This is a genomic window from Mesorhizobium sp. M0590 (assembly GCF_040320905.1).
Taxonomy (GTDB): Bacteria; Pseudomonadota; Alphaproteobacteria; order Rhizobiales; family Rhizobiaceae; genus Mesorhizobium.
In genome coordinates this window covers 65238-77947 of sequence record NZ_JAMYQN010000003.1, presented here as the reverse complement: position 1 = coordinate 77947, position 12710 = coordinate 65238, and the positions used below count along the sequence as shown (strand labels likewise).

The 12710-nt window shown below is 61.4% G+C and carries 12 protein-coding genes and 1 pseudogene; 6 read left to right on the top strand and 7 right to left on the bottom strand.

The genetic code is table 11. The annotated features are described in order from the left end of the window. Positions 1 to 38 precede the first annotated feature (38 nt). From NKI52_RS07375 to NKI52_RS07355, 5 genes are all read left to right on the top strand, one after another. Entirely contained in the window at positions 39 to 1286 is a 1248-nt protein-coding gene (locus NKI52_RS07375; protein WP_352454143.1) for an ABC transporter substrate-binding protein, read from the top strand. Positions 1287 to 1290: 4 nt separating this feature from the next. Then, positions 1291 to 2244, top strand: a complete 954-nt coding sequence (locus tag NKI52_RS07370; RefSeq protein ID WP_023675501.1) for a carbohydrate ABC transporter permease — start codon at positions 1291 to 1293, stop codon at positions 2242 to 2244. A gap of 7 nt (positions 2245 to 2251) precedes the next feature. Beyond that, positions 2252 to 3067, top strand: a complete 816-nt coding sequence (locus NKI52_RS07365) for a carbohydrate ABC transporter permease (RefSeq protein ID WP_023675500.1) — start codon at positions 2252 to 2254, stop codon at positions 3065 to 3067. A 22-nt stretch (positions 3068 to 3089) separates the two neighbouring features. After that, complete coding sequence (locus NKI52_RS07360) at positions 3090 to 4424, top strand: sulfatase family protein (RefSeq protein ID WP_352697486.1); 1335 nt, start codon at positions 3090 to 3092, stop codon at positions 4422 to 4424. A gap of 68 nt (positions 4425 to 4492) precedes the next feature. Then, positions 4493 to 5488, top strand: coding sequence for a LacI family DNA-binding transcriptional regulator (locus NKI52_RS07355; RefSeq protein ID WP_352568066.1), 996 nt, complete (start codon positions 4493 to 4495; stop codon positions 5486 to 5488). A gap of 12 nt (positions 5489 to 5500) precedes the next feature. Here NKI52_RS07355 and NKI52_RS07350 read toward each other — a convergent pair. Together NKI52_RS07350 and NKI52_RS07345 are read right to left on the bottom strand one after the other, a co-directional pair. After that, positions 5501 to 5940 (bottom strand): annotated as a pseudogene (locus NKI52_RS07350) (DUF2267 domain-containing protein). Between the two features lie 120 nt (positions 5941 to 6060). After that, positions 6061 to 6375, bottom strand: coding sequence for a hypothetical protein (locus NKI52_RS07345; RefSeq protein WP_352697484.1), 315 nt, complete (start codon positions 6373 to 6375; stop codon positions 6061 to 6063). Between the two features lie 300 nt (positions 6376 to 6675). Here NKI52_RS07345 and NKI52_RS07340 point away from each other — a divergent pair, with 300 nt between their 5' ends. Further along, the gene (locus NKI52_RS07340; protein WP_352568068.1) at positions 6676 to 7047 is read left to right on the top strand and encodes a VOC family protein; all 372 of its coding nucleotides are present in this window, start codon (positions 6676 to 6678) and stop codon (positions 7045 to 7047) included. Positions 7048 to 7123: 76 nt separating this feature from the next. Here the strand turns inward: NKI52_RS07340 and NKI52_RS07335 are convergent, their stop codons facing one another. From NKI52_RS07335 to NKI52_RS07315, 5 genes are all read right to left on the bottom strand, one after another. Next, entirely contained in the window at positions 7124 to 8320 is a 1197-nt protein-coding gene (locus tag NKI52_RS07335) for a glycoside hydrolase family 172 protein (protein WP_352697482.1), read from the bottom strand. 24 nt (positions 8321 to 8344) lie between these two features. Beyond that, a complete protein-coding gene (locus NKI52_RS07330) occupies positions 8345 to 9187 on the bottom strand; it encodes a carbohydrate ABC transporter permease (RefSeq protein WP_352697480.1) in 843 nt (280 codons plus the stop codon). Then, positions 9180 to 10106 carry a carbohydrate ABC transporter permease gene (locus tag NKI52_RS07325; protein WP_352568071.1) on the bottom strand — a complete coding sequence of 309 codons (927 nt, stop codon included), beginning with the start codon at positions 10104 to 10106 and terminating at the stop codon, positions 9180 to 9182. The genes NKI52_RS07330 and NKI52_RS07325 overlap by 8 nt, the downstream gene beginning before the upstream one ends. A gap of 21 nt (positions 10107 to 10127) precedes the next feature. Beyond that, positions 10128 to 11483 (bottom strand): ABC transporter substrate-binding protein, encoded by a 1356-nt coding sequence (locus NKI52_RS07320; protein ID WP_352539309.1) that lies wholly within the window; start codon positions 11481 to 11483, stop codon positions 10128 to 10130. A 73-nt stretch (positions 11484 to 11556) separates the two neighbouring features. After that, entirely contained in the window at positions 11557 to 12561 is a 1005-nt protein-coding gene (locus NKI52_RS07315; RefSeq protein WP_352690525.1) for a LacI family DNA-binding transcriptional regulator, read from the bottom strand. Positions 12562 to 12710 lie beyond the last annotated feature (149 nt).

Here is a 12710-nt window from a genome sequence, read left to right as displayed (position 1 = left end):
GTGAGGAAGGCGGGTGGCAAACCTGGGAGGAGACCAAGATGAGCCGCTACAAGTCAGTCGGATTCCTGCACGGCATGGTTTTGGGCGTGGCCCTGACGACCGCGACTGCGGCCCATGCCGAGACCTTGACGCTCTATTGGAACGCCGGCCACGCCTATCAAGCTTATGCCGATGCAATAGCAAAGTTCGAGGCCGATCATCCCGGATGGTCGGTGCAGTGGGAGAAATTCCAGTGGCCGGATATGCGCACCAAGCTGGTGGCGGATTTTGCGGCGAAGAGTCCGCCCGATCTCGTCGCCGAACCCGGCGGCTGGGTGCAGGAATTCGGCCAGCGGAATCTGCTGCGGCCGCTGAACGACTTCATCGAACAAGACGGCAAGGCGATCGGCTATCCCGACGACTGGCAAGCCTATTCCGTCGAGCGCAACAAACTCGGCGACCAGTACTATGGCGTCCAGATCCACCTCACCTGCGCCACCCTCGTGTACAACGTCGATATGCTTAAGCAGGCGGGCTTCGACGCGCCGCCTGCGACCTGGGAGGAGTTCCTGAAGGTTGCCAAGGCGACGACGACCGGCGCCCGCTTCGGCTTCGCTCCCAACCCCAGCATCGGATATTATTCGTCGTGGCTGCTGCAGAACGGCGTAAGCTATTACGATCCCAAGACAAACAAGGTCAATCTCGACAGTCCTGAGGCGATCGAAGCGATCCAGTTCCTCGCCGACCTGATCCACAAGGAAAAAGCAGCGACCAAGCCGGCGGCGGGTGCTGACTATGAGGGTCCGCAAAAGCTGTTCACGGCCAACCGGGTCGCAATGATCATAACCGGTCCGTGGGACGTGAAGCCGATCCGCTCGGGCAACCCGAAGCTCAACTGGGCGGTTGCGCCATCACTCAAGCACAAGGTGCAGGCGACGTTCGCGGGCGGCGTCAGCGTGATGATCCCTAAGGACGCCAAGCACCCGAAGGAGGCCTGGGAGTTGTTGAAGCGGCTCGTCGCGCTCGACACGGAACTGGCGGCTACCAAGGAAGCGGGCATGACGATGCCGCGCAAATCCTGGGCCGAAAACGCCGAGGTTCAGGCCGATCCGGTCATCGGCAGCTTCAGCAAATGCCTGCCTTACGCGCAAGACGTCACCGCCGAGCTGCGCCTCACCGGCAAGCACGCGCGAATCGAGAAGCTTCTGCAAAGTGCGCTCGAGGATATCATCTACAATCAGAAGCCAGCAGCCGAGATTATGCCGAAATTCGCGGCCGAGGCCAACGTCATCCTGGCCAACAACTAGGCCGATGTTTATCAGCGGCAGCACCGATACGGCCGATACGGACATTCGCGTCGGCGCGATGCCGACCCGGCGAGCTGCCCGCTTCAGCCGGCGCACCAGACAAACGCTTCTCGCTTACCTGCTGCTGTCGCCAGCAATCCTCTATTTCTCGGTCTATTTCTTCTATCCGATAGGACTGGAGTTTTGGGCGAGCCTGTACAGCGGCCAGCCGCTGATCGGCGAGAGCCGATTCGCCGGACTGGACAACTACGTTGCTGCCCTCGGCGACGCGCGCGTTCGGCAGTCGCTCTTCGTGACGCTGGCCTTCGCGATAGGCGTCACCGCGGCCAGCATCGCCATTGGCCTCGGACTGGCGGTCGTGCTCAACCGGCCGATCCCGGGGCGCACTCTGATCCGCGCAATCATCTTCTTTCCCTACATCACCTCCTTCGTGATCGTCGCGTTGATGTGGCAGGCAATTCTCGATCCCTACACTGGCATCTTGAACAGCTTCCTTGCCGAGCTTGGGCTGCCGACCCAGAATTGGCTCGGCGACACCTCGACCGCGCTGCCGACCCTCATCGCCATCACGGTGTGGAAGGATGTCGGCTATGCCATGCTGATCTACCTCTCCGCGTTGCAGTCGATCCCGTCCGACTTCTACGATGCCGCATCCATCGACGGCGCCACGCCGACGCAGCAATTCCGCTATCTGACCTGGCCGTTGTTGACGCCGACCACGCTGTTCATCGCGGTCGTCAGCACGATCAGCCAGCTACAGGAGCTGGCGCCGGCCTACCTGATAACCAAGGGCGGACCGGCCGACGCGACGCGGTTCTTCAGCCTGCACGTGTTCGAGGCAGCCTTCTTCGAGCTCAACATCGGCTACGCCTCGGCGCTGTCTTTCCTGATGTTCCTGCTGATCCTGGCCATCACCTTCGTTCAGTTCCGCCTGCTCAACCGCGAAACCACCTATTGAGATTGGCATGACATTCGCAAAAACGCTCCCGTCCTACCTACTGCTGCTCTTCTGCGTGGCGCTGTCGATCTTTCCGTTCCTTTACATGCTTTCGCTGTCGCTGCAGAGCGATGCCGACGTCTTCAGCGGCATTCCGATTCTGATCCCCGAGACGTGGCAATTCACGAATTACATCGACATCTGGCAAAAGGCGCCGTTCGCGCGTTTCACGCTCAACAGCTTCATCATCGCCGGCGGGATTACCTTCCTCCATCTGATCTTCGATCCGTTGATCGGCTACGTCTTCGCGAAAATGGAATTCGCCGGTAAGCGCGTCATGTTTGTCGCGGTGCTGTCGACGCTGATGATCCCATTCTTCATCCGCATGATCCCGCTCTATGTGCTCACCGCGCGGATGGGATGGCTCAACACCTATCAGGGCCTTATCCTTCCATTCGCCATGAGCGCCTACGGAATCTTCCTGATGCGGCAGTTCATCCGTCCGATTCCCGACGAGTTGCTTGACGCTGCACGGATGGACGGCTGCTCGGAACTCGGCCTTTACTGGCGCATCGTGCTGCCGCAGGTCCGTCCGGCACTGGCGACGCTGGCCCTCCTCACCTTCGTGTTCCAGTGGAACGAATTCCTCTGGCCGCTGGTCGCCGTCAACACCACCGAAATGCGGCCGATCACGACGGGACTGACGCTTTTCAACCAGGAATTCTTCACCCAGTGGAACCTGACGGCGACGGGCGGGATCATTCTCTTCATCCCGAGCCTGCTGCTGTTCCTCTTCACGCAGCGCTACTTCGTCCGCAGCGTGATGCTGGCAGGCATGAAATGACCATTCGGAGTTATTGCATCCCATGACGTCTCGCCGACCGAACGTGATCGTCTTCTTCACCGACCAGCAGCGTTGGGACACCGTTGGCGTCCATGGCAATCCGCTCGAGCTTACGCCAAATTTCGATCGCCTCGCCGGGACCGGCACGTTCGTGGCGAATTCGTTTACCTGCCAGCCCGTTTGCGGCCCCGCCCGCTCCGTCTTCCAGACGGGGCGGTACCCGACCATCACCGGCTGCTACCGCAACGACATCCCACTGCCGAAGAGCGAGCGCACGCTCGCGCACCATTTCGCCGCAGCAGGTTATGACACCGCCTATATCGGCAAATGGCACCTGGGGTCCGCCGAGCCGGTCACCCAGGAAGAACGCGGCGGCTATCGCTACTGGCTGGCCTCCAACATCCTGGAGTTCACTTCCGGCCCCTTCGACACCGTCGTCCACGACAATGACGGCAAGGCGGTGAAGCTGCCGGGATACCGCGTCGATGCCCTCACCGACGCTGCAATCCGCTATGTCGCATCGAGGGAAGACGAGCCGTTCTTCCTATTCCTGTCCTTCCTCGAGCCGCATCACCAGAACCAGACGGACAACTACCCTGCCCCGCTCGGATACGAGGACAGGATCCGCAAGAAGCTCGCCATTCCCGGCGATCTCGCCGCACTTGGCGGCACGACAGCGGAACATTTCCCCGGCTATCTGGGCATGGTCGCACGCCTCGACGAGGCGTTTGGACGGCTGGTCGAGGCGCTCTACAGCCTTGGCCGGCTTGACGACACGATCATCCTCTTCACCTCCGACCATGGCTGTCACTTCAAGACCCGCAACAACGAATACAAGCGTTCCTGTCATGAGGCGTCGATCCGCGTGCCGACGCTATTCCACGGCCCCGGCTTCCAGCGCATCGGCACATATGAAGGCCTGGTCAGCCTCGTCGATCTCGCGCCGACCCTGCTCGCCGCGGCCGGCCTGAAAGTGCCCAATTCGATGCAGGGCGTCTCGCTGCTCGACGCACTGCAGGGCGAACGGCCGTCGCGCGACGAGATATTCATTCAAATCAGCGAGCACCATGTCGGCCGCGCGTTGCGCACCAGACGGTGGAAATATGAGGTCGAGGCGCCGGGAAAAGACGGCTGGCGGGATTCCGGCAGCGATTTCTATGTCGAGGCGAGGCTCTACGACCTCGATGGCGATCCGAACGAGCTAACCAATCTCATAGCTTCGCCCGATCACGCAGAGACGCGTGCATGGCTGCGAGGCCGCATCGTGGCCCTGATGGAGGAGGCCGGCGAGGCAAGGCCCGAGATCCTTGCCGCCGGGTATGGAAGCTGGAATGAAATCCGGCTGAGCGACAGCTGATCATGTCACGTCGCGCAGCGGATCCAACAATGCACGAGAGAAGTTCCGATCGCAGAAAGGCGCCGACCATGGCCGATGTCGCCCGGCGCGCCAATGTATCGACCGCTGCCGTGTCGTACCTGCTCAGCGGCGACAGCACGCGCCTGAAGTTCGTCGGCAAGGAGGCGCGGCAGCGCATCCTCGAGGCCGTCGCTGAGCTCAACTACGTGCAAAACCGCACCGCGCGGCAGCTGCGCCGCCAGCAGGCCGAGCGAATCTGCCTTGTACTGCCTCGTCTCGGCGTGCCGTTCAGCGACCGGATCGCGCAGGATATCCAATCTGCAGCGGCGCTGAGGGGATTTTCGACAATTATCACCGCGGGAGACGCCTTCGAGCGAACCGACCGGATCGTGAGGGAAATCGAGAGCGGGCTGGCAGACGGCATTATCGCCGACTGGCAGCATCTCTCCGAGCCCGAGGTGATGCTCTTGGCCGCGCGCCTGGCGGCCGCGGGCCGGCCAGCGGTGATCTTCCATCCGACCATCGAGCCGGCAGGCTTCTCGGTTGTGCGCCAGCATACCGGCAGGGCCGTCTTCGAGGCTCTCGACTACCTCTACGGAGCCGGCCATCGCTGCATCGCCTATATGGTGCATGAGCAAGCGGTGGACGCGAGCCGTCTCGCCGCCTATCGCAGCTTCCTGCAAGCACGCGCCCTTCCGCTGCGAGACGACCTGGTGATCGGCGGTGCAGAGGCGCGCAAGGCTGCGTTTGCCAATGCTACGGCGCTGGCCGCCCGCAAGGATCGGCCGACCGCGCTTTTCGTCGAATCCGATTTTGCCGCCGTGACCGCCCTGCACGCATTCGAGGAGGCCGGCCTCTCCGTGCCCGGCGACATTGCAGTCATCGGCTGCGGCAATATCGACGAGGGCGAATTCAGTCATCCGGCATTGACGACAATCGGCCCCGAAACTGCCCACTACGACCATCTTGCCGATCATCTGATCTCATTGATCTCAGCAACACCGGGCGCAATACCTACCCTTTTCAGCGTTTCGTGGCAGTTGGTCCGTCGCGCGTCCGCATGAGCAGGATCGCCGCTATTTGACGCCCACGCTTTCAGGCCAGAGGACCTGGATTTCCTTTGGCAGCGCATCCCGCACCTTTGCCGACTGGCCAAGGTCGATATGCCGTGCAAGCACACGCAGCACTGAGCGTGCCGCATCCTCGGGATCGACAGGACGAGTCGATTTCAATTCATCGGCGATGTGTTGCAGGAACTTCTCGAGCGAGCGTGTCTTGTCGGGCATGTCGGCGGGCCGATAGCGATCATAGTAGGCGCCGCGCACTAGCAGCGGCAGTTCCGCTCCCAAGTTGGCCCCAGTCCGATCTGCAGCCTGTCGCGAAGGGTTCGCAGAACGGCGCCCAATGTATGCCAGGCGACGTGTCGATCCGGACCAAGATCCGCCATGATCTCGTCAAGCCAGATGTTTGTTATTTGCAGCGTTTTGTCAAAAACGTCCAAGCCGGTTGCGCTCATCGTCGCCTCCTCGAAAGGTTCTGCGGGCGAAACGGCGACCGGAGATTATTGTTTCGTGGTCCTGTGAAAATCGTCCTGGCAAAGCGGCGGAAACCGGTTCGGTCGAAGAGCCTGTCGGCGTCAGGTCTGCTCTACACTCTGCATCTGCTGGATTTCGGCGATCTGTCGGAAGCGGCCGTTTTCCACCCCGTTGAGTGCAGTCACAGCGGCCAGATTGTCGCCCTTTTCATCCCACCGCACCGGCTCGCGATAGGCGATTCCCTTGAAACGGATATCGCGCACCGCCGCCAGAACGTCGCGCCGGCTCGGATATCCCTTGGATACAGTGCTGGCGTCTTTGATCGCGGCAAGGAGAAGGCAGGCCGAATCGTAGGCATTCACGGCATAATTGCGCTTCGGCTTCGCCTCGCCAGCTTCGGCGAGCGTCGCTTCCAAGCAATCCCTTCGCGCGTCAACGACGCCCGTTCAACCTTCCCACAGTTGTATTCGGCGCCCTGCGTTCCGATCATTAAAGTCGTCCTTGCTGATCCGAAAGGTGGTTGTCCTCCGCCTAACTGAGCTTGTGCTCATCGGTTCCGAACGCCGTCTCAGCAATGAGACCAGTCCTCACGTTGCCCGAGCCCGGGTATCTCTTGACTGACTGAGCGGCCCGCGCCGACAATGGCATTGGGAAGATGGCGGGATGGCGCCACGGTGTTCGGCACCACTTGGCGATCAAGCTGCGAAAGGGCTGTCATGGATTGGAAGCTGGAACTAGTCCCGGTCCCCGTATCGGACGTCGATAGAGCAATTGCCTTTTATGTTGGGAAGGTCGGCTTTCATCTCGATCACGACCACACCGTAAGCGACGAGATACGTTTCGTGCAATTGACGCCGCCCGGTTCGGCCTGTTCGATTGCCATGGGCAAGGGCCTCGTCGACAGCCCCGCGGGATCCATAAGGGGCCTGCAACTGGTCGTGCCCGATGTCGATGAGGCACACCGGTACCTGGCCGCTCAAGGTATCGAGGTCAGCGATATCAAGGATTTTCCCTGGGGCAGATTTGTCTTCTTTGAGGATCCCGACGGCAACACCTGGTCTGTCCAGCAACTTCCACCTCGCAGCTGAGGTGGCGCGCTGCGGCAGTGTCGTGCCCCGACGCAGATAGCGCGGGATGCACGGTTCAATTCGAACGCATCCCGGCCTAACGCCTCTTCTCGTCGAAGGCGGCATTCCAATTGTGATAAGGCGCGCGATAGGTGGGGATGCGGTCCTCGACATCGGCAAGCGCTTCGAACGGCTTGTGCGGTTCGGCCTGATACCAGAAGGCGACCGACGAAATGTCGTCCGAGCGGCGATTGGCGTGACCGTGCTCGATGGTCACCCGGATCCGTTTGTGGAAGATGACCGGGTCCTCTATGTGCCAGCGATAGAGCGTAACCGGCTCGGTCCAGTTCGGCCCGCCGGCGGCGATGATGCCGTGATAGGGCGCGCTGTAGTCCTGTGTCGGGCACCATGCCGTATTGAAATAATCTTCCGTGCCGGTGCCGTGCAGCGTCGGCGGCCAGGCATCGTTGGCGCCGGGGCCGGTCTCGCCGCGATCGTCGATCAGTTCGGCCTTCGGTCCGATGCGCGGATCGGGCTTGCGCACTGTATCCGGCACGGAAATGCCCGGCTCGCCATCGACGAAGATCATGTCGTCGCCCTCGCCATACCAGTCCCATAGTGCGGAACGCCGCCGCGAATAGACGGAATAGAGCACGCCGACATAGTGGCCATGACCTTCCGCCTCCAGGATGGTGTAGTTGCGGTTCCCGTCGGTGTTTTCCCCGCCAAACAGGACCTGCTCGTTGGCCAGCCCCGTCTCGTCTATGCCATCAGGTCGCTGCTGCCTGTATTGGGCGTGGAAGCGGCCCAGGCCTTCCTCGAGTTCCTCATGCAGTTCGAGATCGACATAGTAATAGAAAAGCAGGTCGTCCTCAGCCTCATTGGTGACGGTGAAGCGCATGTGGCTGGCAAACGGCATCGGAAAGTAGCAGTTGAAGGCCTTGCCATCCTCGGGACTTGCCTGCACCGGCAGGCTGGCAAAATTGCGCGTGCGGGCGTGGCCCATGCCGAAGAAATCGCCGATCGGCGTTTCGATGCTCGGATGTGCCTCACCATCCCAATAGGCGCGCAATACGATCTTGCGCAGGAACGCCTCGCTCTCGCAGGCGAGCGTCGCCCAGATATGCGTGACGATGCCGGCACCGTCATGCTCGGCAATCACCACCGTCTGGCCGGGTTCAATGTGCAGCCGGTCGTCATTGCCGCCGGTGTGGTCGTAGCTTGAGAACCGGCGGGTTTTGGCGTCGCGCAATTTGGCGAGCCCGCGAAGCGGCGACAAGCCGGCATTATCCATGTGTTTCTCCTCTTGCTTCAGCGGTTATTTCAGGCCGCTTGTCTTGATCGATTCCATGATCTGGCGTTGGAAGATCACGAAAAGAACCAGCATCGGCACGGCTACGATGGTCGAAGCGGCCATGACGTAGTTCCAGGCGGCGGCGTACTGGCTCTTGAAGTTCGCAATGGCTACCTGCACCACCCAGAGATCGAGGTCCGATGTGATCGTCAACGGCCACAGGAAAGCATTCCAGTTGGCGAGGAAGAACAGGATCGCCAGTGCCGACAGGATCGGCCGGCTGAGCGGCAGGATGATGCTCCAATAGATGCGCCAGTAGCCGGCACCATCCATGATCGCCGCTTCTTCCAGTTCCCTGGGCAGCGACAGGTAGTATTGCCTGAGCAGAAAGATGCCGAACGCGTTGAAGATCGCCGGAATGATCAGCCCGGCATAGCTGTCCAGTATGTGCAGCATCCGCGTCAGGATGAACAGCGGCACGATGATGACCGGCAGCGACACCAGGAAGGTCGAGAACATGGCAAGGAACAGCGTGTCGCGGCCCGGAAAACGGAGCCGTGCGAGCGAATAGCCGGCCATCGAATGGAAGAACAGCGCGGCGACCGTCACCGTCGCCGACACGAAGAACGAATTGAAGAGATAGCGCAGGAACGGCACCTCGGTCAGCACATAGAGGAAATTGCCGAGCGTCGGGCGTTCCGGAATGAGGCTCGGCGTGAAGACGTCGCTCGCCGGCTTGAGCGAGATGATCAGCATCCAGACAAGCGGGAATACCGTCATCAGGCCAAGTGCGGCGGTTGCCAGCATCCAGGCAAGTCTCGCCGCTCGTATCTGCGAACGGCCGGAAGGAGTTCGGCCGTCAGTCATGCTCGAAGCGTCCGCCGCGCGTCAGCACGAAGAAGAAGACCGTGACCAGCATCAGCGCCAGCACCAGCAGCGATGCCATTGCCGATGCATAGCCGAACGCGCCGAACTGGAATGCCTGCTTGTAGATATAGATGATCAGCACCGAGGTCGAATTGACCGGACCGCCTTTGGTCATCACATAGATCAGGTCGAAGACCTGGCCGCCGGCGACAGCCGCGACGAGCGAGACCAGGAGGACGAAGAAGCTGGTCGGCTTGAGCAAGGGCAAAGTAATGTACCAGAAGCTCGTCACCGGCCCGGCACCGTCGATCTTTGCAGCTTCGTAGTACTCTGCCGGGATGTCCTGGAGCCCGCCGAGGAAGATCAGCATGTAGAAACCCATCAGGAACCAGACGCTGACCAGCACCAGCGTGAACAGCGCCAGATTTGGATCGCCGAGCAGCGAAATTCCGCCGAGGCCGACGAGCGGCGCCAGCCGGCTGACGATGCCGACCTTTTCGACCAGCATGAGCTGCCACACGAGCGCCACCACGACCAGGCTGACCATCTGCGGCGCAAAGAACATCGAGCGCATGACCGCGTTGAAGCGGTTGGTCTTCTGCACCAGAAGCGCCAGTCCCAGTCCGGCGACGTAGAGCGCCGGCACCAGCATGACGGCATAGGCTACCGTCACCTTCACCGACGACCAGAACAGCGGGTCGCCCCACATGCGCCTGTAATTGACGAACCCGACGAACCTGTAGCCGCCGAAGCCGTTGACCTCGAAAAACCCGACGGCGAGCGACAGCAGCATCGGCACGCCGACGAACACCAGCAAGCCGAGCGCATCGGGCAGGACGAACAGCCATGCGGCGTAGCGCTCCCTTTGCTTGGCGGTGAGGCCGCGGGCGGAATTCGCGCCCGCGGCTGGCGGTTTCATCTGATCCATGCTGGAAAGGGCCTAAAGGATCGGCGCGCCGGAATAGGAAGCGAGGAACGCATCGAGTTGCTGACTGGCCGTCGTCGCCGCCTGCTGGGCATCAACCCCGCCAAGCTGTGCCGACTGGATGGCGTCGGAGATGATCTTGTAGGCCTCCGGCGGAACCCGCGGCTCGGCGCGCGTCCCCGGATGGATCTCCTTGGCGAAGGTGCCGAACTTGCCGGTGCTGAAGACATCGGCGCCGGCCTTCAGCGCGCTGTTGCGCGGCGGCATGTCGCTCTTGGCGACAGTGCACCAGTTGACGACGCGGTCGATCGATGCCGGATCCATTGAGGCCAGCGCCCAGGCGCAGAACTGGGCGGAAGCATCCGGGTTCTTGCCTCCGGCATTGGCGACAAAGGCCCAGCCACCGCCGACGGTGACGTATTTGCCATTGGCCGGTGTCGGCAATTTGAAGATGCCGTAGGGCACGTCCTTGGCGTTGTTGTCCATCGCCGAAATGCCCCAGATGCCGCAGTTCTGCATGGCGCACAGCCCTGCCCCGAGATTGGCGACTATGTCGAAGCCGCCGCCGACCACCTGACGCGGCGCCACGCCGGTATTGATGGCATCCTGCCAGAGTTTCAGCGCCTGGACGGTGGCCGGCGAATCGAAGGCGCTCTTGCCGTCCTTGCCCTGGAATTCGCCGCCGCCCTGCCACAGGAACGGATACCAGGTGAAGTTCTGGTAATAGCCGGGAGTCGTTTCGAACAGCACGCCGTAGCGACTGGGCGTCGTCAGCTTTTTGGCGACCGCCAACAGCTCGTCCCAGGTCTTCGGCACGTCGTTCTCGTTGAGCTTTGCATCCTCGAACGCTTTGACCGAATAGTAGAAGGCCATCGGCTCGACTTCCATCGGCACACCGTAGATCTTGCCGTCCACCATGCGGTTGGCGATGACGCTTTCCGGGAAATCGGCTTTGGCGGCATCCTCGATATGCGGCGTCAGGTCGGCAAGTACGCCGCCATTGTAATAACGCAGGAAATCGCCGGGGCTGATGAGGAAGATGTCAGGGCCCTCGCCCGACGCGAAGGCCGTTGCCAGCTTGGAACCGGAGATGTATTCGCTGTTGACGACATATTCGAGCTCGACCTTCTGGTCGTGGCCGTCGTTCCAGTCGGCCACCAGCTTCTCGAACCACTGGACCTGCGGCTTCACGTCTCCCCCAGGCGCATAGAACTGCCAGAATTTCAGCGGCGCTTCCTGAGCGCGCACGGCCATCCTGTTGATGAACGGGAAGCCTGTGAGGCCGGCGGCAGCGAAAGTGGCGCCGCCCTGGATCAGCCGACGGCGGTTCAGGCTGGCCAATGGCCGGTCGCGGGTCGTTTTGTCAGTCATCAATTCCTCCCTTGGATGTTGTTCGGTCGAACGTTGGCGAAGGGACCTCCGTTCCCTTTGCCGGCACCTGGCGTCACGCGCTGTCGAATGGGCTCAACACGCATGGGATCACTTCGGTGCGCGGCGCGCCCTCGACTTTGCCACCCAGCCGTTCGAGCAGCATTTGCGTGGCGCGCTTGGCAAGCATTGTCGGACTGTTGCCGACACGGGTCAGCTTCGGCCTGACATATTCCAGTTGAGGCAGGTCATCGAAGACTGCGATGGCGATATCCTGAGGGATATTGATCCCATGGTCGTAGAATTCGGTCAGCGCACCGGAGGCCATCAGATAATTGGCGAAGAACATCGCCGACGGCAGGTTTCCGCCGTGCTTCTCCCTGAGCCAGGTGACCGCTTCCCGCCCTGACGGGGCAAGATAGCTTCCCTCGAACCGCAGATCGGCGGAGATTGGCACGCCATTGTCGGCGAGCCCTTTTTCGAAGCCGGCGGCACGCGCCATCGCCTCCTTGAAAAAGGCTGGCCCGGTGACATGGGCGACGCGGCGATGGCCCCTCTTCGCCAGATACTCGCCCATCAGATAGCCGCCGCCGAAATCGTCCAGCTGGACGCTGTCGACAGCATGGTTCGGCAGATGGCCGATGAAGACGGCGGGCAGATCGAGGCTGAGCAGTTCGCTGTGCATGCCGTGCAGCGCGAAGTCGGCAACGATGACGCCGTCGACCCGCTTGCGCCCTATCTGGCGCAAATACTCGCGGCCGTGATCCTGTGAATGTCCGCCCGGCACGTCGGTGTTGAAGATCAGCATGTCGAGGCCGACCACTTCGAGCGTCGACTGCGCCGTTTTCACCAGCTCCGGATAGAACGGGTTGCGGATGTCCGGGATCAGCATCGCGATGATGTTGGTGCGGCCGGTGCGCAGGCTTTGCGCCTGCGGGTTCGGCGTGTAGCCGAGTTCGTCGATCGCCGCTTGTACGCGTTCACGCAGCGATTTCGATACCCGGTCCGCATGGTTGATGACATGCGACACGGTCGTGCGCGACACGCCCGCTCGCGTAGCAACTTTGGAAATCGTGCTCATGGTGACAGGTTATGAGCACATGAATGCATTTGCAAATCGATTTTACCGGTGTATCGCAAATTAGGGCCGTCAGGCGGATTGCGCAAAATGCCAAAAGAAAAGGCCGGACTGTTAAGCCCGGCCAAGTGTGAAGGTCTATAACCTCCAGA